The sequence below is a fragment of the Cyclonatronum proteinivorum genome (assembly GCF_003353065.1).
GTDB classification, from domain to species: domain Bacteria; phylum Bacteroidota; class Rhodothermia; order Balneolales; family Cyclonatronaceae; genus Cyclonatronum; species Cyclonatronum proteinivorum.
In genome coordinates, this window is record NZ_CP027806.1 from 2,387,288 (window position 1) to 2,412,991 (window position 25,704).

General features: G+C 47.1%; 22 protein-coding genes. 17 read left to right on the plus strand and 5 right to left on the minus strand.

Annotated elements, in window-relative coordinates; all coding sequences use genetic code 11:
* The 10 genes from CYPRO_RS09285 (at window position 1) to CYPRO_RS09330 (ending at window position 9,437) form a co-directional block, all read left to right on the plus strand.
* Window positions 1–486 (plus strand): NADH-quinone oxidoreductase subunit B, encoded by a 486-nt coding sequence (locus tag CYPRO_RS09285; protein WP_114984353.1) that lies wholly within the window; start codon window positions 1–3, stop codon window positions 484–486.
* Between the two features lie 44 nt (window positions 487–530).
* Window positions 531–1,037: an NADH-quinone oxidoreductase subunit C gene (locus CYPRO_RS09290; protein ID WP_114984354.1), complete on the plus strand. Its 507-nt coding sequence runs from the start codon at window positions 531–533 to the stop codon at window positions 1,035–1,037.
* Between the two features lie 13 nt (window positions 1,038–1,050).
* A complete protein-coding gene (gene nuoD / locus CYPRO_RS09295) occupies window positions 1,051–2,340 on the plus strand; it encodes an NADH dehydrogenase (quinone) subunit D (protein WP_114984355.1) in 1,290 nt (429 codons plus the stop codon).
* A gap of 2 nt (window positions 2,341–2,342) precedes the next feature.
* Window positions 2,343–2,897, plus strand: coding sequence for an NADH-quinone oxidoreductase subunit NuoE family protein (locus tag CYPRO_RS09300; protein WP_114984356.1), 555 nt, complete (start codon window positions 2,343–2,345; stop codon window positions 2,895–2,897).
* Between the two features lie 2 nt (window positions 2,898–2,899).
* On the plus strand, window positions 2,900–4,180 hold the full coding sequence (gene nuoF / locus CYPRO_RS09305; protein WP_114984357.1) for an NADH-quinone oxidoreductase subunit NuoF: 1,281 nt from the start codon (window positions 2,900–2,902) through the stop codon (window positions 4,178–4,180).
* A gap of 12 nt (window positions 4,181–4,192) precedes the next feature.
* Window positions 4,193–5,929 carry a (2Fe-2S)-binding protein gene (locus tag CYPRO_RS09310; protein ID WP_114984358.1) on the plus strand — a complete coding sequence of 579 codons (1,737 nt, stop codon included), beginning with the start codon at window positions 4,193–4,195 and terminating at the stop codon, window positions 5,927–5,929.
* A 33-nt stretch (window positions 5,930–5,962) separates the two neighbouring features.
* The gene (nuoH, locus tag CYPRO_RS09315) at window positions 5,963–6,979 is read left to right on the plus strand and encodes an NADH-quinone oxidoreductase subunit NuoH (protein WP_114984359.1); all 1,017 of its coding nucleotides are present in this window, start codon (window positions 5,963–5,965) and stop codon (window positions 6,977–6,979) included.
* Window positions 6,980–7,097: 118 nt separating this feature from the next.
* Window positions 7,098–7,574 (plus strand): ATP-dependent zinc protease family protein, encoded by a 477-nt coding sequence (locus CYPRO_RS09320; protein WP_240644879.1) that lies wholly within the window; start codon window positions 7,098–7,100, stop codon window positions 7,572–7,574.
* Window positions 7,571–8,479: a 30S ribosomal protein S6--L-glutamate ligase gene (rimK, locus tag CYPRO_RS09325; protein WP_114984360.1), complete on the plus strand. Its 909-nt coding sequence runs from the start codon at window positions 7,571–7,573 to the stop codon at window positions 8,477–8,479. Before CYPRO_RS09320 ends, rimK begins: the two co-directional genes overlap by 4 nt.
* A gap of 13 nt (window positions 8,480–8,492) precedes the next feature.
* The gene (locus tag CYPRO_RS09330; protein WP_114984361.1) at window positions 8,493–9,437 is read left to right on the plus strand and encodes a succinylglutamate desuccinylase/aspartoacylase family protein; all 945 of its coding nucleotides are present in this window, start codon (window positions 8,493–8,495) and stop codon (window positions 9,435–9,437) included.
* Between the two features lie 24 nt (window positions 9,438–9,461).
* Here the strand turns inward: CYPRO_RS09330 and gdhA are convergent, their stop codons facing one another.
* On the minus strand, window positions 9,462–10,805 hold the full coding sequence (gene gdhA / locus CYPRO_RS09335; protein ID WP_114984362.1) for an NADP-specific glutamate dehydrogenase: 1,344 nt from the start codon (window positions 10,803–10,805) through the stop codon (window positions 9,462–9,464).
* A gap of 169 nt (window positions 10,806–10,974) precedes the next feature.
* Here gdhA and CYPRO_RS09340 point away from each other — a divergent pair, with 169 nt between their 5' ends.
* The 6 genes from CYPRO_RS09340 (at window position 10,975) to CYPRO_RS09365 (ending at window position 16,673) form a co-directional block, all read left to right on the plus strand.
* Entirely contained in the window at window positions 10,975–11,832 is an 858-nt protein-coding gene (locus CYPRO_RS09340; protein ID WP_114984363.1) for a universal stress protein, read from the plus strand.
* 63 nt (window positions 11,833–11,895) lie between these two features.
* Window positions 11,896–12,759: a universal stress protein gene (locus CYPRO_RS09345; RefSeq protein ID WP_114984364.1), complete on the plus strand. Its 864-nt coding sequence runs from the start codon at window positions 11,896–11,898 to the stop codon at window positions 12,757–12,759.
* Between the two features lie 27 nt (window positions 12,760–12,786).
* Window positions 12,787–13,500, plus strand: a complete 714-nt coding sequence (locus tag CYPRO_RS09350) for an SDR family NAD(P)-dependent oxidoreductase (RefSeq protein ID WP_114984365.1) — start codon at window positions 12,787–12,789, stop codon at window positions 13,498–13,500.
* Window positions 13,501–13,563: 63 nt separating this feature from the next.
* A complete protein-coding gene (gene pdxH, locus CYPRO_RS09355; protein WP_205730329.1) occupies window positions 13,564–14,217 on the plus strand; it encodes a pyridoxamine 5'-phosphate oxidase in 654 nt (217 codons plus the stop codon).
* A gap of 174 nt (window positions 14,218–14,391) precedes the next feature.
* On the plus strand, window positions 14,392–16,026 hold the full coding sequence (gene pgm, locus CYPRO_RS09360) for a phosphoglucomutase (alpha-D-glucose-1,6-bisphosphate-dependent) (protein WP_114984366.1): 1,635 nt from the start codon (window positions 14,392–14,394) through the stop codon (window positions 16,024–16,026).
* 47 nt (window positions 16,027–16,073) lie between these two features.
* Window positions 16,074–16,673: a hypothetical protein gene (locus CYPRO_RS09365; protein WP_114984367.1), complete on the plus strand. Its 600-nt coding sequence runs from the start codon at window positions 16,074–16,076 to the stop codon at window positions 16,671–16,673.
* Window positions 16,674–16,687: 14 nt separating this feature from the next.
* On the opposite strand, the gene brnQ is transcribed toward CYPRO_RS09365, so the two are convergent.
* Window positions 16,688–18,004, minus strand: coding sequence for a branched-chain amino acid transport system II carrier protein (gene brnQ, locus CYPRO_RS09370; RefSeq protein ID WP_240644722.1), 1,317 nt, complete (start codon window positions 18,002–18,004; stop codon window positions 16,688–16,690).
* A gap of 240 nt (window positions 18,005–18,244) precedes the next feature.
* On the opposite strand from brnQ, the gene CYPRO_RS09375 reads away from it, so the two are divergent.
* On the plus strand, window positions 18,245–20,827 hold the full coding sequence (locus CYPRO_RS09375; RefSeq protein ID WP_114984368.1) for a PAS domain S-box protein: 2,583 nt from the start codon (window positions 18,245–18,247) through the stop codon (window positions 20,825–20,827).
* Between the two features lie 24 nt (window positions 20,828–20,851).
* On the opposite strand, the gene CYPRO_RS09380 is transcribed toward CYPRO_RS09375, so the two are convergent.
* The 3 genes from CYPRO_RS09380 to CYPRO_RS09390 are packed head-to-tail and all read right to left on the minus strand — an operon-like array spanning window position 20,852 to window position 25,704.
* On the minus strand, window positions 20,852–22,105 hold the full coding sequence (locus CYPRO_RS09380) for an ATP-binding protein (protein ID WP_114984369.1): 1,254 nt from the start codon (window positions 22,103–22,105) through the stop codon (window positions 20,852–20,854).
* A 12-nt stretch (window positions 22,106–22,117) separates the two neighbouring features.
* The gene (cheB, locus tag CYPRO_RS09385; RefSeq protein ID WP_114984370.1) at window positions 22,118–23,206 is read right to left on the minus strand and encodes a chemotaxis-specific protein-glutamate methyltransferase CheB; all 1,089 of its coding nucleotides are present in this window, start codon (window positions 23,204–23,206) and stop codon (window positions 22,118–22,120) included.
* A 5-nt stretch (window positions 23,207–23,211) separates the two neighbouring features.
* Window positions 23,212–25,704 (minus strand): hybrid sensor histidine kinase/response regulator, encoded by a 2,493-nt coding sequence (locus tag CYPRO_RS09390; RefSeq protein WP_114984371.1) that lies wholly within the window; start codon window positions 25,702–25,704, stop codon window positions 23,212–23,214.

Consider the following 25,704-nt stretch of genomic DNA (forward strand, 5'->3'; position numbering starts at 1 on the left):
ATGAGCCTGGAAAATTCGCTAAACAATCAGGGTTACCTGACAACTTCACTTGACTTTCTAACCAACTGGGCAAGAGCCAACGCCATGTGGCCTATGCCAATGGGGCTTGCGTGCTGCGCAATTGAGATGATGGCTTTTGCCGGACCTAAATATGACGCATCGCGATTTGGTTCAGAAGTAATGCGCTTTTCTCCGCGTCAAAGTGATGTTATGATTGTTGCCGGATGGTGTACTTACAAGATGTCGCATGCAATCCGCAGAATCTGGGATCAGATGCCGGACCCCAAGTGGTGTATTGCTATGGGTGCCTGCGCTTCTACAGGCGGTATGCATCGTTGCTACGGAGTTGTTCAGGGAGTGGATAACTTTCTGCCCGTAGATGTTTACATCTCCGGATGTCCGCCTCGTCCTGATGCCGTCCTGAACGCATTAATGCAAATTCAGGAAAAAGTAAAAACAGAACATTCAACAGTTTACGACGGCTGATCTTTCCCCCCTATTACTGAATAACAGCATATCATCACCTTTATATGAGAAGAAAAGAACTTATTCCGGGCATTATTGAAGATTTGAGGGAAAAATTCGGAGAAGCTATTCTCGAAACGACTGAGCATGCAGGCGATCAGATAACACGCATTGCACTGGGCTCCATACATGATGTATGTAAGTACCTGAAAGAAAATCACCATTTTGTCTATCTCGTTGACATGATTGCCACAGACCGGTTCACCGCTGAAGACCGGTTTGAAGTAATTTATCACATGGTTAGCCTTAAAACAGGTGCGCGGCTTTTTATCAGAACCTGGGTGTCGGAAGAAAACCCTGTCGTCCCAACCGTAACGGACATTTGGCAGGGTGCCAACTGGAATGAACGCGAGGCTTGGGATATGTTTGGAATTAAATTCCACGGACATCCGGACCTTCGCAGAATGTTTATGCCCGAAGATTTCCAATACCACCCACTGAGAAAAGAATTTCCTCTTCTTGGTATCCCGGGATCGCTATCTCTGCCTACTACAACGCCAGACTCTGAATAAACCACGAACTGACATGGAATTAAAAAAGACCATTCTCGACAAGGCAAAACCCACTTTTTTTGAAAAGCATCAAAATGCGCTGTACAAAAGCCTTGAAGACAAGCATACGACGGTAGAGGTTGAAGAAGATCCTTTAGGTACCCGCATGATTCTCAACATGGGGCCTCAGCATCCTGCTACGCACGGTGTCCTACGCCTCTTGCTGGAGCTTGACGGTGAGCGCATCATTCGTAATCGCCTTGATATCGGCTACCTCCACAGAGGCGTTGAGAAAATCGCTGAGAACAAGACCTATCAGGAGTTCATGCCTTATACCGATCGCATGGACTACCTCTCCCCTTACAGCAACAATGTAGCGCTTTGCCTTGCAGTTGAAAAAATTGCGCAAATTGAAGTGCCGGAACGTGCAGAGTACATACGTATGATCGGCTGTGAGCTCGCCCGTATCTCTTCGCATCTGCTGTACCTGGGAGCCATGGTGATGGATACCGGAGCTATTTCGTTTTTTATCTGGACTTTCCGGGAAAGAGAACGTCTATATGATATTTTTGACAACTTCGGCGGACACCGCTTCACCATTTCACACTCCAGAATTGGTGGGGTCCATAATGATCTCACGCCGGAATGTCTTTCTATGATCCGTGAATTTGTTGACACTTTCCCAGATGAAATCAGGGACTGGAAGAAGCTGCTCAACAAAAACCGGATTTTCTACGACCGCAACCTGAATGTAGGTCGCATATCTTATGATGAAGCCCTTCAGATTGGGGTAACAGGCCCGAATATTCGTGCCGTAGGTGTACCTTATGATATTCGCAAATTTGATCCGTATCTGAAGTACGATCAAGTCGAGTTTGATGTCCCGACCCGTCTCGAAGGTGACAATCTTTCGAGATATTTCATTCGTATGGAAGAGATGAGTGAAAGCGTCCGGATCATCAGGCAATGTCTGGAAAAAATGCCAAAAGGACCTGTTCGCACCGATAATGCAAAACAGGCATATCCATCCAAAGATGAGGTTTATTATTCGATGGAAGGTATGATTCATGATTTTATGATGACAGATACCGGCATCTGCCCGCCCGAAGGCGCAGAAGCATACCATGCGATTGAAGCTCCCAAAGGCGAACTCGGCTTCTTTATTCAAAGCGACGGTACAGGTCACCCCTGGCGTTTAAAAATTAATTCACCGTCTTTCACCAACCTTCAGGGTCTTGAAAAAATGCTGGATGGCGAAATGATTGCTGACACAGTAGTAATGATTGGTGGTGTTGACCCTGTAATGGGAGACTCGGATAAATAATTATGGAAATGACCTACGAATTCTCAAAAGAAGAACTCGCCGAAATTGAAAAAATTAAGGCGAAATACCCCGATAAAAAGTCACCTGTAATGCCCGTCTTGTGGCTTGCTCAGGAAAAATTCGGACACGTAGAACCTGAAGTACAGCATCTTGTGGCCAAAACACTTGATTTGCCCGCAGCCCATGTGTACGGCGTGGTAAGCTTCTACACACAGTACTACGGCAAAAAGATGGGCAAGTATGTAATTGACGTATGTACGACTACTTCCTGTCAGCTTTGCGGTGGCTACGATATTCTTCACTACATTGAAGATAAGCTTGGTATTAAAGCCGGTGAAACTACAGAAGACGGCTTGTTCAGCATCCAAATGGTAGAGTGCCTCGGCGCTTGTGGCTATGCGCCTATGATGCAGATTTCAAACGGTGTTTACTGCAATCACCTGACTAAAGAAAAAGTTGATGCTATTATCGACGGACTCCGGGAAGGCAAAATGCCCGAATTTGAGTCTATTCCAATGCCGCAACATCTCGATGAATCAACGAATAAAATAGGTTAATCATGGCCGTAGACTGGAAAAATTACAAGCCTATACTCATTCCACGTATACCAAACCTGCATAAAATTGAGGTTTACGAAAAAAACGGCGGATATGAGCAACTCAAAAAGACACTAAAAAGTCTTACACCTGAGAAAGTTGTCAATGAAGTGAAAGCTGCAAATATCCGTGGTCGTGGTGGCGCTGGATTTAATGCGGGTCTTAAATGGTCTTTTATGCCCAAACCTGACGGAGGCCCACGCTACATTGCAGCGAATGGAGATGAGTCAGAGCCCGGCACTTTCAAAGACCGGAAAATTTTCGAGTATAATCCCCATCTTTTTATTGAGGGCTCCATCATTGCCGGTTTTGCAATGGATATTACCGCTGTTTACGTGTACATCCGTGGTGAATATAAGAGTTGGATTGACATGATGCAGAAGGCCATTGATGATGCCTATGCGAAAGGATATCTCGGAAAAAACATTCTTGGCTCAGGTTTTGACCTTGATATGTATGTTCACTCAGGTGCAGGCGCTTATATTTGCGGCGAAGAATCATCTCTAATGGAATCTTTGGAAGGGAAGCGTGGGTATCCGCGTGTCAAACCACCCTTCCCGGCACAAAAAGGATTATGGGGACGTCCAACGACAATCAACAATATTGAAACGCTCGCCAATGTTCCGCTTGTAATCAAAAATGGCGCGGAATGGTACACATCGATTGGCGCGCCTACACACCCGGGGCCGGTTCTTTACGGTATTTCAGGCCATGTCAACAGACCCGGTGTTTACGAATACCCGACCGGTATGCCGATCATGGATTTGATAAACGATGTTTGCGGCGGAATGAGGGGCGGTAAAAAAGTAAAAGCCGTAATTCCAGGCGGTTCATCAACCCCGCCGCTCCGCGGTGATCAGCTTGATGGTGTTTGCATGGATGCTGACAGCCTTAGAACAGCTGGCTCCATGATGGGTACGGCTGGTATGATTATCATGGATGAAGACACCGATATGGTTGAGGTGCTGTGGAGAATCTCACACTTTTACCATCATGAATCATGCGGACAGTGCACGCCCTGCCGTGATGGTACAGGATTCCTTGAGAAAACACTCATCAAAATCCGCAACGGTGAAGGCGAGATGCGTGATCTTGATTTATTGCTTGACCTTTGTACACAAATGGAAGGCCGTACAATATGTGCCCTCGCTGACGCTGCCGCATGGCCTGTTCGCTACACGGTAACGCGTTTCCGTGAGGATTTTGAAAAGAGAGTCAAAAATACTGTATTCGCATTAGCCTAATTATTTATTGCAATGCCTGAAATTTTTATAGACAACGTCAGATACGAGTTCGAAGGTAAACCCCTCGTACTTCAGTTCATGCTAGATAATGGCATGGATCACCCTTTTTTCTGCTATCATCCTTCATTATCAGTTCCGGCAAACTGCCGTCAGTGCTATGTAGAAGCTGGTACACCAGTTTGGAACCGGGAAACCAATGATTACGAGCTCGACGAAAAAGGAGAGCGGGTTATTCGGTTTTTCCCCAAGCTTATGACAGCATGTAGTCTTGAGGCTTCAGACGGAATGGTCATCAAAACGCAGCGTACAAGTGAGCTTGTAAAGCGTGCTCACAAAGACACCCTTGAATTTATTCTTGTAAATCACCCGCTTGACTGCCCTATTTGTGATCAGGCTGGTGAATGTCCGCTGCAGATTCAAACCTACAAATACGGGCCTGAAGGCAGTCGCTTCGAGCACAAAAAAGTTCATAAACCCAAGCGTATTAAGCTTGGCCCCCGTGTAATTCTTGATGCTGAACGCTGTATCAACTGTACACGCTGTGTTCGATTCACTGAAGAGATCAGCAAGACCCATCAGCTGACAATCATTTCCAGAGGGGATAAAAATTATCCTGCTGTTGCACCTGGTACTGAGTTTGACGATCCTTACTCGCTCAATACGGTTGATATTTGCCCGGTAGGGGCACTCACCTCGGCAGATTTCAGGTTTAAAGCGCGCGTATGGGAAATGAATCAAACCCCCGGCGTTGATGTAACCAACGGTACGGGTTGCAATATCGACGTCTGGACCCGCGATAACCTGGTACTTCGTATCACCCCGCGTTTTAATGCCGAAGTAAACGATCACTGGATGCCCGATTTCGGACGTGAGGATATTCGCCGCATGAATGAAAACCGAATCTCCAAGCCTGAAATGACTATTGAAGGAGATCGAATTAAGTCTTCCTGGCAGAATGCTGAATTAACGCTTTGGGAAAAGCTGAAGGCTTTTAAAGCGGAAGAAATTCTTTTTGTGGGCAGCGCATTTTCAAGCGTTGAAGACAATTTTGTACTGCAAAAACACGCCGCAAGACTTGATATTAAGAATGTTTACTTCTCCCCTTTTATCAAAGTGGGTAGCGGTGATGGTTTCCTTATTGACGATGATCAGTATCCAAATACGCAAGGCTGCCGGTTGTTGGGTCTTGAAGAACTTTCCGGTCCGGCATTAAAAGATAAGGTTACGGCTTCATCCGTGAAGCTGATTGTAATGCTCGAAGACGACATTGTTGGAAGGGGTATCGTTTCAGCTTCTGATCTGGACGGTAAGTTTGTTGTATACATGGGATCAAACAACAATGAAACGTCAAAGGCAGCTTCACTTGTGGTGCCGATTGCGAATTCTGTAGAGCAAAGCTGCTCTTATGTGAATGTCAAAGGTCGCATTCAGCGCACAACAGCTGCGAAAGAAACCATCTATACCAACCGCAAACTTGATCTTGAAATGTCCGTCGGGCGTTTAGATCGCTATGGCACCAAGTTTGACAACTGGGTTAGTGACCGTAACCGTATTGATTGTATTCCTGCATGGGAATTCCTTGAGCGTGTTGCTGCTCAGGATAAAGCCAATTTTGGTTACACCTCAACACGTGCTATTATGACCGAGATTGCTTCCGTAAATGAGCATTTTTCGGGGGTAGATTACAACAGGATGGATGAGGAACCGGGCATACAGCTCATTTCCGACGAAAAAGTAAAAACGGCTTAGTAACTTCAATACTAATAAACGAATACCTTATTAATGGAAGCTCCGATTATTTCCACATACATCATTCTGGGGGTCGCATTATTTGTGCTGCTAAACTCCGCAGCTGTATGTGTGTATGCTGAACGCAGAATTGCAGCATTTATCCAGAACCGGGTAGGTCCGAACCGGGTAGGCCCGTTTGGACTGCTTCAACCTGTTGCTGACGTAGTGAAGCTCATCTTTAAAGAAGATGTTACGCCCAGCTACGGAAACCGGATCCTGCACTCCCTTGCTCCGCTCATTCCGGTAACTACCGCTCTGATGACTGTCGCGGTAATTCCCTTCGGAGACGGTCTGTTCATTACAGACCTGAATATTGGTATCCTTTACCTGCTTGCAATTGCTTCATTAGGTGTGTATGGCGTAACAATGGCGGGTTGGGCCTCTAACAGCAAATACTCCCTCCTGGGTGGTCTGCGCGCCGCTGCGCAGATGTTAAGTTATGAGCTCCCGATGGGTATGGCAATTGCTTCTATGGTCCTGTTTTCGATGTCGCTTAGCCTGGTTGATATGGTAAATGCACAGATCTACTGGTGGGGTATTTTTGTAAATCCCATTGGTTTCATCATTTTTACCGTTGCAGCTTTTGCTGAAGCAAACAGGGCACCATTTGACCTTGTAGAAGCCGAACAGGAACTCGTTGGCGGATTCCATACAGAGTACAGTTCCATGAAATTTGGCATGTTCTTCCTTGCAGAGTACATGCACGTAGTAATTGGAAGCATGCTGATCACGGTATTTTTCCTTGGTGGCTACCATCTTCCGTTTGCAGGTTATTACGCACACCTGCTTCCTGAAGCCGGAACCCTTGCCAAAGCCATACTTGATATCTCTGTTTTCGGGGCTAAAGTTGCTTTCATGGTCTTTGTCTTTATTTGGGTACGCTGGACCATCCCGCGCTTTAAATATAATCAGCTGATGAGTCTCGGTTGGGCACGTCTACTTCCGCTTTCGATTGCAAATTTTGTTATCATTGCCTTCATTCTGATGCTCATCAACGAATTCTTCTAAGCAAGTCAGCGTATCTTATTCTGAGAGCCGGTATCCCAATTCGGATTCCGGCTCTTTTTGTTGATGTATATTTTTTGAACTGTATGCTGTATCTGTTATCCGTTTTGCTTCTTTGGCTGTGAAAAAATCAAATACAAAAAAAATAAGACCGGTGATCGGTAGGGTCGAAAAAGTTGACTTTCCCGATTTAGACCTGTACGATATTGACTGTAAAACCGACACAGGCGCCTATACATCTTCCATTCATTGTCATGACATCACCACATACCGGCTTGATGAGACAGGTGAAGAAGTGGTACGCTTCTTTTTGCTTGATCCGTCTCACCCTTCTTTCAATCACAGGGAATTTGTGCTTCCGGTGAAAACAAGGCGTAAAGTAAAAAACAGTTTCGGTGAGTCACAAAAGCGTATCATTATACAAACTAAGATGATGCTGTTCAGCAAAGTTTATGTGGTTGAGTTGTCACTTGCAGATCGCTCCCGAATGAATTACCCGGTATTGCTGGGCCGAAAGGCCATCAACAAACGCTTTTTGGTGGATGTATCACAAAAAAATCTTTCCCATAAACTAAAGATCTCAGCTAAACCATTATGAATATTGCCGTTTTATCACGCAGCAAAGGAATCTACTCAACCCGAAGACTCCTTGAAGCCGGGCAGGCCCGCGGACACAACATGCAACAGGTTGATCATTTAAAGTGCTATGTATCCATAGAAAAATCGAATCCTGAGATTCATTACGAAGGCAAAAAGCTTCATCATATTGATGCGGTTATTCCGCGGATCGGAGCTTCAGTCACGTTTTACGGCTGTGCAATTGTGAGACAGTTTGAGATGATGGGTATTGTTTCATGTACAGAGAGTCAGGCTATTGTGCGATCAAGGGATAAGCTTCGCAGTATGCAGATTTTATCCCGTGCGGGCGTTGATATGCCCAAAACCGGATTTGCAAGGGTTCCAAAAGATAAATCCGATGTGATTCATATGGTTGGCGGAACCCCCGTAGTGATCAAGCTGCTTGAGGGTACTCAGGGACTTGGAGTGGTGTTGGCTGAAACCAAAAAAGCCGCAGAGTCCGTACTTGATGCATTCTACGGTTTAAAAACAAATATCCTGATTCAGGAATTTATTAAGGAGTCGAAAGGATCTGATGTCCGGGTGTTTGTTGTTGATGGCAAAGTAGTTGGCGCAATGAAGCGAACTGGTCGGGAAGGCGATTTTAGATCAAACCTGCACCGTGGTGGTACCGCTGAAGCCATCAAGCTAACCAAACAGGAGCGGCAGACTGCCATCCTTGCAGCTAAATCACTTGGTCTTGGCGTTGCCGGTGTTGATATTCTTCAGAGTAACAGAGGGCCGCTCGTAATGGAGGTCAATTCATCGCCCGGACTTCAGGGTATTGAGCGGTCGACGGGTATTGATATTGCTACAAAAATTATTCAGTATCTGGAAAAACTATCAGATATGAAAACTCAGAACAAAGACCGCATTCGCGTGTAAGGCAGCTATCGCAATGCAAGAATTTGAAATTAAGGATAAGAGCATTCCGGCCGGCTCAAACAGCATGGTAACGTACCGTATTGCCCGCCTGCCAACCCATACATCTATTGATTTACCGGTTTATATTTTCAGAGGGGCGGCGCCCGGACCTGTTTTGCTGCTTACAGCCGGGTTGCACGGTAATGAAATCAATGGGATTGAAATTGTCCGCAAAATGATCAGCGATAGCAGTATTGTCCCCGAAAGTGGCACGGTACTCGCCATTCCTATAGTGAATATTTACGGGTTTCTGCAAACCGAGCGTTATCTGCCTGACGGTAAAGATCTGAACCGCAGTTTTCCGGGGAGTCAGACCGGTTCTCTGGCACAGCGGGTTGCGTGGGTTCTGATGCATGAAATTATTCCAAAAATCGATTTTGGTGTTGATTTCCACACAGGGGGCGCAAGTTTGAATAATTTTCCGCAAATCCGCTGCGACTTTGATTTTGATATTAACCTTCAACTGGCCCAACAGTTCGCTCCGCCCTACATCATGAATTCTTCGATGATAAATAAATCATTCCGGAAGGCGGCACACGGCAAAGGTAAACATATCATTGTTTATGAAGGCGGCGAATCCAACCGCTTTGATGACTTCTCTATTTGCGAAGGAATCAATGGCACGCTGCGGCTTATGAAAGCGCTTGGTATGAAATCAGAAGCTCCGGAGCCAATCCTCGAGACGAAAAAACTTGTCAAAACCAGCTGGATACGCGCCCGCTATGCCGGCATTTTCCACAGTCTGATACAGCCGGGCGATATGGTTACTAAAAATCAGCTGCTTGGCACGATCACAGACCCCTTCGGAGAAACGACCTATCCTGTTAAATCGAAGGAAGAAGGGCATATCATCTGCCTCAATAATATGCCCGTTCTCAATGCCGGTGACGCTATTGCACATCTGGGAAAACTAAAGTAGGGTAAGGAAACCTCCCTCCTTCCCCTATACATGGCCCTGTGCAATCAGGGCGTCTGCGACTTTTTGAAATCCGGCTATAGCCGCGCCTTTCTCATAGTTTATGCGGCCATCTTCAGTGCCATTTTCACGGCATTTTTCGTGTATGGTGTGCATGATGTCATGCAGTTCTTTATCCACGCGTTCCGCGTCCCAGCTCAGACGCAGGCTGTTTTGACTCATTTCGAGACCCGATACGCTCACGCCGCCTGCATTGCTGGCTTTACCGGGTGCAAAGGCAATCCCGTTTTTGTGAAACAGCCTGACCGCACCATCTGTACAGGGCATATTCGCTCCTTCTGCAACGGCAGTCAGGCCATTGTTTATGAGGGCTTTTGCGTCATCTTCATCAAGTTCGTTCTGCGTTGCACAGGGTAGCGCTATTTGGGCTTCCACACCGTGCTGCCAGGGTTTACCTTCAAACCAGCTGCAATCAAAAGTGTCTGTGCACGCTTTGATTCTGCCCCGCTGTTCGTTTTTGAGATCCATAATAAATTGCAGGTCTTCTTCATTAAGTCCCCCTTTTTTGTAAATGAACCCGTCCGAGTCAGACATGGTCAGTACTTTAGCGCCCATTTCAATGGCTTTTTTACAGGCAAACTGTGCAACATTTCCTGAGCCGGAAATAAGTACCTGTGCGCCCTCAATATCGCTGTCCAGGGTATCCATCATTTCCTTTACAAAATAAAGTAATCCGAAGCCGGTTGCTTCCGGACGCAGCTCGCTTCCTCCGAAGGCTCCTCCTTTACCGGTCAATACTCCGTTAAACGTGCCGGTCAGCCTGCGGTACTGTCCGAACAGGAAGCCAATCTCTCTGCTACCGACCCCTATGTCTCCGGCCGGAATGTCTGTATCAGGGCCGATATGCCGGTAAAGCTCATTCATGAAGCTTTGACAAAAACGCATGATTTCGGCACGGCTTCGCCCTTTTGGGTTGAAATCTGCACCCCCTTTTCCGCCTCCCATGGGCAGTCCGGTCAGGCTGTTTTTAAACACCTGTTCAAAAGCCAAAAATTTGAGAATGCTTAGATTTACAGACGGATGAAAACGCAGTCCACCTTTGTAAGGTCCAATCACACTGCTGAACTGAACCCGGAAACCGCGATTGATGTGCTCTTTGCCATCATCATCAGTCCATGGAACCCTAAACTGAATGATTCGCTCCGGCTCCGTTAACTTTTGGAACAGAGAAGGGTTGTTGCATTTGTCGTGTTTTGCTGCGTAAGGTACAATCCACTGCAACACTTCCCTTAGAGCCTGATGAAACTCCGGCTGATGCGGGTCACGTGCGATTGCATTTTCGATGATTTTGTCTGTCTTAATTTTTCCCATGTAACAGTTTATTTGGATGGTCGAATCTTTGCGCGCTAATGTGCTGAATATTTTAATGTGTTGCAATAAAACCTCTATCTCTCAGGCTTTGGTTTCAGAATACCGCTTTATAAGTTGTATATTAGAATAGGCTAACGTAAAGCTTCATCCAAAAAAAGGGGTATCATTCATGCTTTACCAAAAAATTCTCGTAGCAACCGACCTTTCAGAGAACGGCAACCGTGCCTTTGCGGTCGCAGAACAATACAGACAGATTTCGGGCGGCGTCATCACGCCGGCACATGCGCTTACGGAACCTGTATGGCCGGAAGGTATCCGTCTTCCCTCTCTTGATGATGCGGCTACCAAACAGCTGATGGAATTTTCTTACCGTAAATGCAGGGAAGCTGCGGAGAAATTTACCCCTTCTGATTTTGTGGATCAGCCTTACATCAGCTACGGCGACCCGGCCCGCGTACTTGTCAGCGCTTCAGCGGGCTATGATCTCATGGTGATGTCAACGCATGGCCGAACCGGTTTCCGTAAGTTTATTATGGGCTCCGTTGCTTCTAAAGTATGCAGGATGAGCAAAATACCCGTGCTTGTTACAAGTCCGGGTGATACGCCGGGCCCGTTCAACAATATACTTCTCACGACTGATTTCTCCGACGAATCGTGTAAGGCTTTCGAAAAGGCACATTGGATGCTACAGCAAACAGATGCCTCCTTCACTCTTCTTCATGTCCTCAGCATTGAATATGCGGGCGGACTTGCTGATAAGGAGCAACTTTATGACACGGTAAATGAGCGGCTAAAGCGCTTCAGAGATGAGCATTTTGCCGGATTTGAAGAACGGGTTAAAACACATCTCGTAGTTTCGGGCAACAGCGTACACCGGGCCATAAGCAAGCATATTGAAGGGCAGGCGTACGACCTCATCATTATTTCAACCGCCGGCCGTACAGGAATTGATTATGTTGTGCTGGGGAGTACCGCTGCACATGTTATTCAAACGGCCCCGGTTCCGGTACTTACGGTTCGCCCCTGATTGACCCGCTTCCGTACAGGCTTGATTTTACCATAATTTCGACTGACCAAATAGGACTTACCGATGAAACCATTCTCCATACTTGTACCCACAGATTTTACTGCAACCGGCAACAAGGCCTTCAAAGATGCCGCTGACTTTCTTTCGGTTTTTGAAGGAACGGTTACGCCAATGTATGTATATGAACCGCGACACGGTATTTCAGACATCTTAGAAGAAGACGCGGTTGAAATGAAGCGGGAACTTCTTGACCGCATTCAGCATAAGCTTCACAAAATAGCGACAGCCTCGCTTCCCGAAGACAAGGTTCATACCCCAATTGTGGCCTCCGGAAACATAGCGGTGCAAATTGTTGAAGCTGCAGCAAATCTCGACCTTGTTTTTATTGCCACAAATTCAAGAACCGGACTTGACCGGCTGATGCACAGTTCCATTGCAAACAAAATCATTTCAGTCTGTCCGAAGCCTGTAATGGTAATTACGGATGAATCCGTAATCAAGCCACTGAACAAAGTTTTGATTCTCACAGACATGTCAAAGCCTTCAACACGTGTCTTTGAATATGCCCGCAACATTGTTGAAAATACTGATGTCAAAGCTGATCTTGTTCATTTCGTGCAAATCGGACCCTTCACAACCGGCAGCTCCGGAGTAGTTGTTGAGCGGGCAAGGAAGGAGCTGGCCGAGCTTAAAAAACAGCATTTCCAAGGGATTGAAGACCGAATCACTGAACAGGTCCTGATCACAAGTGTGTCCGGAAGTGAGGCGATTACCAACCTTACATACTCGCGCGATTATAACATGGTATTTATGGCAACCCTTGGCCATTCGAATATCCGTAATCTGATGGTGGGCAGTACGGCCTCAACCATCATTCGTATGGTCGATACAGCGGTATTTATCGTCAACCCGCAAGAGCACGTCTAACGAATCCTTCTTTAAACCTGAGTTCTCATGGTTCAAACACTGAAAAATCATCATATTCTGATCACCGGTGCAACCCGTGGCACAGGCTTGTCTATGGCGCGCCTGTTTGCAGCAAAGGGCGCTAAGCTTTCCCTGATTTCCCGCAATATTGATGATTTGGAAGCACTCAAGGAGTCACTCGGAGCACAGGTTAGGGTCTATGCAGCGGACGTCAGCGACTATGCCGCCATCGATAAGGCAATCGCTTATTTTAAGGGCAAACAGGGGCCTGTCGAAATACTGGTAAATAATGCTGGTATTGGTCAGTACAAGCCGTTTGAAGATATCCGGGAAGATGAGCTTATTTCAACTTTCCGGGTTACCGCGGAAGCGGTGCTGATGCTGACCCGTAAATTGCTGCCTGATCTGAAGGCAGCCGCAAACGGTCAGGTTCTGAATATCGCTTCCGATCTTGCCCGGCGGCCGCTCGCGAATATGGCGGTTTATACGGCCGCCAAGCATGCTATGGCGGGTTTTTCCCAAAGCCTGACCCGGGAACTTGCGAAAGACGGCGTCCGTGTGATGCTTCTCAATCCTGGGATTATTGATACAGGTTTTGGCGGAAGATCCGCGGGTGACGTCCCCCCTCCCTATGGAATTGCACCGGACGACCTTGCGGAAATTGCCGCGTTTATGCTTACGCGCCCCGGCTATCTGATGATGGATGAAGTTACCGTTCACCCAATGAAACAGGATTTTTGAAAGTCTTTCGCGTGTTATGCGTGTTAACATCAATCATCCTTCCAAAAATCAACTTTATTAATCATGAGTTCGCTGAGCCAAAGCATTGCTGATTTACGCAAAAACTATACCCTCCAATCCCTTGATATTGAAGATGCGGACAAGGATCCGTTTAAACAGTTTAAGCACTGGTTCGATGAAGCCCTGAAAGCGGAGATACCTGAACCAAACGCAATGGTACTCGCTACCGCAGCACAAGACGGTCAGCCTTCAGCACGCGTGGTTTTGTTGAAGGGTTTTGATGAACGCGGTTTTATTTTTTATACCAACTACAGCAGCCGAAAGGGAAAGCAACTCGCTGAAAATCCGCTGGCTTCCCTATGCTTCAACTGGCTGGAACTCGAAAGACAGGTTCGTATTGAAGGACGCGCAGAACGCCTATCGCAAGAAGAATCAGACGCTTACTTTCAATCACGGCCTTTTGAAAGCCGCATTGGGGCCCTTGCGTCAGCGCAAAGCTCGGAAGTTTCGGGAAGAGCAGCCCTTGAACAACGTTTTGCAACGCTTGTGGATGAATTCAGCGGCAAAGCGGTACCGAAGCCGGATCATTGGGGTGGCTACGTACTCGCACCACAGCTGATTGAGTTCTGGCAGGGGCGTCCCGGCAGACTGCATGATCGCATTGAGTATAACAAACAAGAAGACGGAAGCTGGCTGAACCGCAGACTTTGTCCCTGAAGCGATACCAAAGAATGCAGGCACCCGCCTTTTCTACTTGTTCTCTTTTATGCTAAACCGGCGTTAACCGCAAAAAAATGTTGGTTTGAGCAAGTCCAATTTCGTATAATACTATGAGATTATATCACGTCAATCAACCTGTATAAAATCAATTTCTATTCGGAGGAAATCCTTGTGGCACTACACGAATTAGCAGGAAAACCTGCACCAGAGAGTATTTTAACCAATATCCCCCGACTTGTTAGTAAATACTATACGCTTAAACCTGATGCCAATGATCCGGCGCAGGCCGTAAGTTTCGGTACTTCCGGTCACCGGGGTACGTCAACAAACTTATCTTTCAATCAAAACCATATTTTTGCAATCTGTCAGGCAATTGCCGACTACCGCAAGATGAAAGATATACATGGTCCGCTTTACATCGGCATGGATACACACGCCCTTTCGGAAGCCGCCCTGCAAACGGCTATACGCGTGTTTGCGGCCAACGGCGTACATGTGATGGTTGAAAACGGCGGCGGATACACGCCTACACCCGTAATTTCGCACGCCATCATTACCTACAACAGCCAAAATCCGGAAGATCCAGCGGATGGCATTGTTATTACGCCTTCCCACAATCCGCCGGAAGACGGCGGGATTAAGTATAACATGACGCACGGCGGGCCGGCTGATTCCAAAACGACAAAACTCATTCAGGATCGTGCGAATGATATCATCAAAAGCGGCCTGAAAGACGTGCTCAAAATGGATTTCGAAGACTCTTTCGAAGGCCCGCATATCCATAATTACGATTACATCACGCCCTATGTCGAAGATCTGAAAAACGTGATCGATATGGAAGCGATCAAAGATGCAGGTATCAAAATTGGCGTTGATCCGCTTGGCGGTTCCGGCATAAAATACTGGCCGGCAATAGCTGACCGCTATGGTCTCGACCTTGAGATCGTGAACAATCATGTAGATGCCTCTTTCCGGTTTATGCACGTAGATAAGGACGGTAAGATCAGGATGGATTGCTCTTCCCCCTACGCCATGGCCGGACTTATTAAGCTAAAAGATAAGTTTGACATCGCTTTCGGAAATGACCCGGACTACGACCGTCACGGCATTGTGACAAAATCCGGCCTGATGAATCCCAATCATTATCTCGCTGTGGCAATTTGGTATCTCTTCCAAAATCGTCCGCAATGGCATGCTGAACTTAAGATCGGCAAGACACTTGTTTCAAGCTCGATGATTGACCGGGTAGCTGAGAGTATCGGTAAAGAAGTTTCTGAAGTCCCGGTTGGTTTCAAATGGTTCGTAGATGGTCTTTACAATGGCGAATGTGGTTTTGGCGGAGAAGAAAGCGCCGGCGCGAGTTTCCTGCGTTTCGACGGAAAACCATGGTCAACCGATAAAGACGGTATCATCATGAACCTCCTTGCCGCAGAGATTTTAGCCAAAACAGGCAAGAGTCCTTCAGAGCACTATGCCGGATTTGAAGAAAAATTCGGTTCCCCCGTGTATGAGCGCCTCGATGCCCCTGCAACCCCCGAGCAAAAAGCCGTGCTTGCCAACCTGAACGCGAATGATATCAAATCAGACACCCTGGCTGGTGAGCAGATAATCGCGAAGCTTACACACGCTCCGGGTAACGGCGCAGCCATTGGCGGTTTGAAGGTTGTGACGGAAAATGGATGGTTCGCAGCAAGACCATCAGGCACGGAAAATATTTATAAAATTTACACCGAAAGCTTCAAAGGCAAAGAACACCTTAGCCTGATCCAGAAAGAAGCACAGGAACTTATAAGCAGTCTGTTCTGACCGCTTTTTGGTAAATTTGAATACACCCTTTAAACGCAACCATTTTAATGAGAACGCCGGCTCAGTATGGGCCGGCTTTTTTTATGAAACGCAGCCGTAAAAATATCAAAACCTTCATCACCGGGTTGCTGTTGCTCCCGCTGTTTTTTATGGCAGGATGCAGCCAATTTCCCGGGCATTATATCGCTTTCAACACCTGCCTTCAGGAAAACACAAGCATAGGGGAAGATTTTCTTGTCGCATTTGCCGAGCTTGAAGAATACCTGATCAGCGAAGGATATCTCGAAGACATCAGCAGGGAAAGCTATCGTACCACTTTGAATGCCCTTGCTACGGGTTCACTTGCAATTGAATGGCGATCTGTTGCCCCGCACGTTCGTGACTTTTGGGGACTTCAGCAGGAAGGCACGTTTGGCGCATTTCCTTCCTGTGCAAGACAAATAAGCTCCGAAAACACTGATCCGGAACAGGCGCAAAGCTTGCAAAACCTGTCAGAAGTGTATGACCTTTTCTTCACACAGCCCGATGCGTCCTTTCGCGATCCCGCGCTATTAAATCAACTCAGCGATGCCGTTACGGATGATGATTTTGCATTTATGCTTTACCGAGCCCCACAGATGATCTTCATGGTATATCTGATGGAATAATTTCCCATCACTTGCTAATCCCAGTCTACATTCGCAAAGAAGGTTCCGTAATACACCCGGACGGTCAGCAGGCCGATCAGCATACCGGCAAGACCGGCAACGGCCCACGCAAATCCGGCTTCCGCAAAGGGTATCAGGGCAAGAACTATGGTGAAAGGTCCCGATGCTATTCCGGCTATGTGAAGGGCTTCCGGAATGCTGACCAATAAAGCCCCGCTTACACCTCCCACATAAACAAAGCGGTGAATAAATGTGCCACCCGTAATCGTCAGAAGAATCAGCACAATAGCAACCGGGTACACGAGCACCAGGAGCGGGTAAGCTATGTTCACAATTTCCGTAACACCCCGAATAGCAAAAAAGCCGCTGAATACTACAGTTATGACGGCAACCGTCCGGTAGCTGAGCCGCTGAGCCGTGAGCCGGCTGAAGTATTCAGCAACAGTAGCAGTGAGGCCGATGGCAGTTGTAAGGCAGGCAATGGTGACGGCAATACCAAGGGCTATTGCACCGCTGCCGCCCAAAAGGGCTTCGGTAATACCAATCAACAAGGTAGTTCGCTCTACATTTGATTCGAACAGTCCTGCAGCTGTGGCGCCCAGATACATCAAACCGCCATAGACCAGCAGCAGCCCTAATGCCGCTATACTCCCGGCTATCAGGGTCAGCCGCGTCTGTTCGGCAGTTGATTTATACCCCTGATATACCAGGGCTGCGATCACAATTTGGGTAAAGACCAGGGAGGCAAGCGCATCCATTGTTTGATAGCCTTCACGAAAACCATCGCCAAAGGGTGACCGCAGCGAGGCAGACCCCGGTTCTCCTATTGGAAAAAAAATGCCCCGAACGATGATCCAGGCAAGTGTAAGCACAAGAAAAGGAGTAAGATATTTTCCGATTTTGCGGATGACATTGTTGCGGTTCATGGTAAACCAGAAAGTCATACCAAAGAAAAGAACCGAGAATAAAACTGCGGAGAACTCCGGCCAGATTGCTGCGGCACCAAGCTCAAAGGCCGTTGCGGCTGTTCGGGGAATGGCAAGAAGCGGGCCTATAGCCAGCAATACAATAACGCTTAGAATGATGCCGAACACAGAGGATACACGACTCGCAAGATGCTCAACCGAACCACCCGCCCGCGATGCAGCGAGAATACCAAGAAGCGGCAGCCCTATTCCGGTGAAGGCAAAGCCTAAAAAAGTAAGCGCCCAGCTCTCCCCGCCTAACAGTCCCATATAGGGTGGAAAAATCAGGTTTCCTGCCCCAAAAAACATGGCAAAAAGGGCGACACCAATGATAAAGGCATCCCTGAACTGTTTAGAAAACATCATACCTGGGTGACTGAATTATAATGTGCGATACAGCTCTGAAATCATTAGCCCAACGTACTGATTATCATAGTGATTACCAATTATATATTCATGCCAGATTGATGCAACTTTATTGCAAGTAGAGTATGATTCAGCATTCCCTTGAGTGGATAAGTTACTGTTTCTCCATAATCATAATATCTGTATTTTGAATTGGGTTTTCTCAAAAAATGAATTTCTCAGGGCAAAACAAAAACAAATATGTCAGACCGCACCCCAACAGCTTATGATGCTTTACCTATGGCATACGGCCGTTTTTTTATCCGGAATGCAGGTTCTGACGTACTTCTTACGCAATCTTACAATAAAGCTTTTGAAAAGCTTTTTGGCCTTGATGAATCCTCAATTACGAAGAACCAGTCGCTTGAATCACTGTCAGCCCGTAGAAATATTGACCTTGGTCCGCTCGTAGCATTTATCAGGCGCAATCCTGAAAGAGACATTTCCGAACAGCTTACGTTACATTTCAAAGCCGAAGAAGGCACAATCATTAATACGTGCACACTTCATGCATGGATTGACACTGAAAATTTTCTGCACGTCTTTTTTCAGGATGAAATATCCCGGTTGCTACAGCTTTTTGAGGAGCCTCCAAAAGAGGTACCTGTGTCCCCAAAAAATCATGCAGAACATCAGCATTATGACGCGCCCGCAGAAAATCAGCCCTGCAGCTATATATATGCGGCACCCTTCGGAACTTTTGTGACGGATGAAAAAGGCCGGTACCTCGATGTGAATCCGGCGGCCTGCGAACTCACGGGATATACAGCCGAAGAACTCCTTCAGATGCGTATCACGGACGTGATTTCAACTGCCAATGCAGATGAAGCACTCGCTTTTCACCGGCAGCTTACGCAAACCGGAAAGCTTACAGGCGAGTTTTTACTTCTTCGTAAAAACGGCAGCAGCATTTGGTGTCAGCTTTCGGCCGTCAAATTATCTGAAGACCGTTTCCTGGGTTTTCAGTCCGACATTTCCAGACAAAAGCAGGCGGAAACCGAACTCAAGCGTGAACGCCGCATTCTTGCTGAAATCGTAGACGGTACCAAAGCTGGTACCTGGCGCTGGAACCTGGAGACCGGTGATTCAATGGTTAATGACCGTTGGGGCAGCATATTAGGCTATGAGTCCGGCGAGATTACTCATCTGACTCTCGATGGCTGGCTTGCCTTCCTTCACCCTGAAGACACTGAAAGAACGATGAAATCACTCGATAAGGTCATTCAGGGTGAACTTGACATTTATGAGTGCGAAGTCAGAATGAAGCACAAGCTGGGGCATTGGATATGGATTTATGACCGGGGCTCTGTTACTGAGTTCTCCCCCGACGGAAATCCGCTTATGATTTCAGGGATTCAATTGGATATTACGGCACGAAAAGAAGCCAAGCAAAAACTGGAAAAAAGCGAGCGCCGTTTCAGAATACTGTTTGACAATCACACAGCCGTAAAACTGATTATTGACCCTGATACCGGTCAAATAGTAGATGCGAACAAAGCCGCTTCCGCATATTACGGGTGGTCACATGAAGCGCTCACAAACATGCGCATTAACGATATTAATACACTGAGCGATAAGGACATCAAGTCACAATTGAACAATGCAGCCACGCACTTAGAAAGTAATTATCAGTTCAAACACCGGAAAGCGGATGGAAGCATAAGGGATGTAGAGGTTTACAGTAGTATTATACAGCTTGAAGATAAGAAGCTGATCCACTCCATTATACACGATAACACAGCTCGTTTTGAAGCTGAGCTGAAGCTGAAACGAGAACAAAAGTTTAATGCTGCCCTTCTGGAAAGTGCGCAGGATGGTATTGTAGCCTGCGATGAAAAAGGCAATCTAAAGTTGTTTAACAAAGTCGCGAGGTCATGGCACCAAAGCGATCCGGACAACTCAGCGTCTGCGGGCTGGAGTAATTCCTATGGCCTTTTTGATGGAGAAGGCAAAAAACAATTAACAGAACAGGATATTCCGTTGGTAAGGGCCTTTAGGGGCGAACGCTTCATTAGTGTACCCATCACCATCAAAACCAAAGGCTTACCCACACGCCTTGTAGCAGCAAGTGGTTCTCCGTTCACAGACGAGCATGGTAAAAAATTGGGCGCAGTGGTAATTATGCGGGATGTAACCGAACAAAGACAGCTTGAATCACAAGTTAGCCTTCAGCTTGCTGCCCTTAAGTCAGCGGCCAACGCCATCGCAATTACCGACCGGGACGGAAATCTTGAGTGGATAAATCCCGCCTGGGAAAAACTCACGGGATACGCCGAACAGGAAGTGTTAAGTCAAAACCCGCGAATTCTAAAGTCAGGACAGCAAAAGAAGGAATATTATACCTTACTTTGGGAAACCATCTTAGCGGGAAAAACCTGGAAAGGAGAAATAGTTAACAGAAGAAAAGACGGCTCACTTTATAATGAGTATCAGACCATTACTCCGCTAAAAAATAAAGAAGGCAAAATCACCCACTTTATAGCAATAAAGGAAGATATTACAGCCCAAAAAGAGTTTGAAAAAAAACTACTTGCTCAAAATGAAACGCTGAAACGAATAGCCTGGCATCAGAGCCATGTTGTGCGGCGTCCGGTTGCAAATATTATGGGCTTAATCGACTTAATTGAAGAAGAAAAAAACATTACTGAAAATCAGCTTTCAGCCATTGAGTACCTCAAAGAAGAGATTCTAAAGCTTGATGAAATTGTCAGGAAAATTGTGCGTGAGGCAAATCACATTACCAGCGGCAAATTTGATATAGATGTGAAAAAGAATCACGACTAAAGTATTATGGCAGCTGTTCAAACATCAAATGGAAAAATAAAAGGTTGTCCCCTGCCCCGGCTTTGAGTCGAACCATATCTGACCACCATGCCGGTCAACAATCCTTTTTACAGTACTTAGGCCTACTCCGGTGCCGTCATACTGCGTCTGATCATGCAGACGTATAAAAGGACGGAATAAATTATCGGCCTTATCCATATCGAATCCCGTACCATTGTCTTTCACAAAGAAAACCGTTTGACCGTCAGATTCTTCATGTCCGATATGAATGTGAGGATTTTCTTTGTTTTGGCTGTATTTTAGGCTGTTTTCGATCAGGTTGTTCATTAAAACCCGAAACAGCTTGGGGTCTGCATTGATTTTCATACCTTCATCAATAGTAATTTCACAGTCATGCCTGTACGTCAGGTTGGTGAGGTCAGCTACTATATTCTTAACCATTTCCGTCAGATCAATTTCGTGCGGGCTGATCTCCAGACTTCCCGAACGGGAAAAACTCAGGAGGTCATTGATCAGCTGTTGCATGTTTTGGGAAGAGTGCAGAATGGCTTCGAGGAACGGAAAAGCTTCTTTGTCAAGGCTTGTTGCAAAGTCTTCCATCAGTAGTTCTACAAGCCCTATAATGCCGCTAAGCGGGGAACGCAGATCATGTGAAACGGTGCGGGTGAAAGCTTCAAGCTCCTGATTAGCTTCCTTCAAATCTTCGTTGAGTTTCTCAAGTCGCCGCTGCGTATTTATCAGCTCTTCATTACGGCTAATGGCGGCTTCATAAACCGACAACAGTAAATCCAGAATCTGTTTTTTATCTGAGTTGATTTCAAACTTCTGGTTTTGAAAAACGATTTCAATGCTCATATCACCTGAGCCCATCCGCCTTACATGCCGGTTGGCTATCAGGTAAGAAATGCGGGACATCAGGTAGGATTCTTCATAGGGCTTTGTGATAAAATTATCCGCACCCGCCTGTAGTCCCCGGATGATATCCATCGGGTCACCCAGTGAGGTTAGTAGAATAAAGGGAACATCTGTTATAGACGGTTCTGATTTAACTTTACTGCAAAACTCATAACCATCCATAACAGGCATCATCACGTCACTGATAATGAGCTCAGGCTTTTCCTTCTTTGCCTGCTCCAATGCATCCTGTCCGTTTTTGCAGACAACGGCTTTGATGTTACGGGTATCAAAAAAACGCTTCAGTTTTTTGGCCTGCACCATAGAATCTTCCGCAAGGAGCACATATCCGTCAGCAAACGTCTGATCAACAAAGTAATTCATGGGTGACAATATTTAAAGTTTTTGTAATTCCAGAATTTTTTGGGCAATGCGTTCAGGCGGGTAAACCATCTGCGCCCCGCCATTTTTTACGGCCGCTCCCGGCATCCCAAATACGAGACTGCTCGCTTCATCCTGAGCCAGTGTTGTAGCGCCGCAGTTTTTCAGGGCAAGCATTTCTTCTGCGCCATCATCGCCCATACCGGAAAGCAAAACCGCCACGGTTTGATTTCCGAAAAATGCTTTGGCACTTTTAAACAGCTGACTCACAGATGGCTTGTGTCCTTTATAGGCAGGCTCATCTGTCAAAATTAAGTGTGCACTGTTCTTAAAGGACAGATGCTTCCCGCCGGGGGCAAGATAGACGTGCGCAGGCTGAAGCTGCATCCCGTCTTTAGCGAGTACAACCGGAATCAAAGAATGCGTCTGAAGCCATTCCCTGAAGGTTTCAGAAAAGTTTTCATCAATATGCTGAACAACAACAACCGGAAATTTGAAGGATGAATCAAATGAATTTAGTATGATTCGCAGGGCTTCCGGTCCGCCGGCTGACGCGCCGATTACAACGATTCTTTTTTGCGACTGCCAAACAGCTGGCCCTGCCTTTGACGCTTGAACGTCGTAAGCTCTTTTATCCGAAGCCATCGGCGGCTGCGAACCTTTTGTTCGTCGTCTTACAACCCTGACTTCCGACATATTTTTAAGCATGCGCAGATAGCGTTCTGAAGATCGCGCGTACTGATCATGGCCCGGACCAAGAGGTTTGGGCATGATGTGTACTGCCCCCGCGGCCATTGCCTGAATGGCCAGCTCCTTCTGTGTAGCGTCATAGAGGCTGCTTACAATTACGATAGGTACCGGTGCGTGCTGCATAATCAGCCGGGTAGCTTCGATGCCGTCCATATCGGGCATCTGAACATCCATGCTCACGACATCAGGTTCCAGATTGCGGATCATCTCTATGGCCGCTTTCCCGTTAGACGCCATCCCGGCAACTTCAAACCTCGGGTCTGACGCAAGTATGCGTTCATGCAGCCGCCTGCTCGTGAAACTGTCATCTACAATCAGTACCCGAATCCGGGCTGTTGTGCCGCTTGCGCTCATGCTGTCTAAACCAGACGTTTAATGGTATCTATAAGGTTGGTTTCCTGAAAATTGCTTTTTACAATATACGCATTTGCTCCGGCTTGCATACCCCTGTTTCGGTCTTCCGGTGTTTCCAGGGCCGTTACCACAATCACAGGTAAATCACGCAGGCTTGCCTGTTTACGAATGCGTGAAGTTAGCTCAAATCCGTTCATGCGGGGCATTTCCACATCGGTAACCACAATATCGAAAGGATGCTGTAACAGCTTTTCAAAAGCATTCTGACCGTCGAATGCCGTTGCTACTTCATACCCGGCCATCTCCAGATACGTCCGCATCATATTACGAATGGTGATGGAATCATCCACAGCCAGCACCCTGATTTTGCCGGCCGGTTCATCTTCCAGCGCGGCAACCGATCGGGTATGATGATGCTTTGATTCCGCGGCTGATGCGATCAGGTCGGATGGTTTAAGTACAGGCACAATGCGACCGTCCCCCAAAAAACAGGCGCCTTCTACATGCTTTACTTTCCTGAGTAACTTACCCAGCGGCTTTACAATCCCTTCGTGCTCAGCAAGAATAGCATCAACCGTAAAAACAACCTTTTTTCCCTGATGTTCGAGCAATAAGCCGGTTACCAGATCACCATCGCGGCTGCGCTGTGCACTCCGAAGGCCCAGTACGGAACTAAGCTGCAGCATCGCAATACTTTCCCCGTGTACCGTCACAACACGCTTAGATTCTACCGTACTGATTGCAGCGGCTTCCACACGAATAGCCCGCCGGACAGCCTGCGCCGGAATCAGAAAAAGCTGTGTTCCTGATTCAACGAGAATGCCGTGAAATGTAGCCAGGGTTTGCGGCAGTTTGATCGTAAAACGGATCCCCTTCCCGGTTTCATTTGTAACCGCTATGGTACCGCCAAGGCTCGTAATTTTTTCAAGTACGATAGCCATTCCTAATCCACGCCCCGAGACATCCGTAATGATTTTGCTTGTTGTGAGACCGGATGCAAAAATAAGGCGGTTAATTTCGGACGTACTCAGTTTCCCTGCCCCTTCCCGGTTAAGTGCACCGGATTTAATTGCAGACGCGACCACTTTTTTATGATCAATGCCGGCTCCGTCATCTTCTATCACAATGCTGATTTTGCGGTCATCGCCCTGCGTTACGGCAACCCGCAGGCTGCCTTCATCGGGTTTTCCGGCTTTTCGCCGGACTTCCGGTGTTTCAATGCCATGATCAATACAGTTCCGGATAAGATGGATCAGAGGATCTTTAAGCTGTTCCAAAATCCGGCGGTCAATTTCAATATCAGCGCCGTCAAGATGAATGGCTACTTTTTTGCCGGTACTTTTGGAAAGATCGCGCACCAAACGGGGCACGACAGCAAACAACACCGAAAACGGCTGCAGGAGCGTATCCCGCACGGCTTCAATCAACTCATCTATATTCCGTCCGGACCTGCGCTGCAGGGCATGCATCTCATCCGCAAGATGTGTTAAGCGGCTGTCCCATATGCCGAATTCCTGCGATATATCTTTAAGTTCAGCGGCTATTTTTTGCTCAGCCGATTGGGTGTTCGCGGGCAGTACTTCATCAAGTTTACCCCTGAGCCCGGCAAGCTGCTGTGCCTGATCTGCAAGGGCTTCGGACTGATAACGCAATACATTTTTACTGGTAATCATTTCTTCGGCAAGATTGAGAATACCCAATAAACGGGCTACCGGCACCCGGATAGTTTCATGCTCAATACCCCCCTGCTTACCGCCTTTTGAAGAAATCTGTCCTACAGCATCACCTTCGTCCGGCATCCCTTTCTCACCTTCCGTATCTGACCCGTGTGCTATTCGTTCATCGGGTTCCGGCTCCGCCGTTTTGGTTGTTTCTGCATCATCAACAGATCCGGACCTGCTCTCAGCCGCTTCGCTTCGCGGATTTGGCTCAGAATCTGCAGACGTCTCTTGCGCTTTCGCTGCCGTCTGTGTTTTGTGAATCGGTTGACCTTTTGCATTGCCTTTATTTTGATCTGTACGGGTATCTGTTGGTTGCAGCTTCTCCGGTGTTTTTTGTGAGGGGGAAGTTTTTGAGACGGAAGCTTTATGCAGACCTTTAATTTTACCGAGCATCAGGTTGAAGGCATTTTGAGAAACCGTTTCCTGGCCTTTGCTACTGCCTGTTTCTTTCACCAGATCCTGAAGCATATCTGCGGCGGGATACAGCACGTCAAACATGTCTTCGTGCAGCCGGAGCTTATGGTTCTTTATTTCATGAAACACGCCCTCCATAACCATAGCAAGCTGCTCCAGCCTAAGAAGGTTAACCGCCCGTGCAGCGCCTTTCATGCTGTGAATGACCCTAAACACCTCCTCAATTTTGGCCCGGTCCCCGCCGTCGCCGACAGATTTCTCCAGGGCCAGCAAACCGTCGCCTATGGTTTGAAGGTGCTCAGCGGCTTCCAGCTTAAAATCTTCCAGAAGCTCTTTTAAAAAAGCTTCATCTGAGCTGTCCAT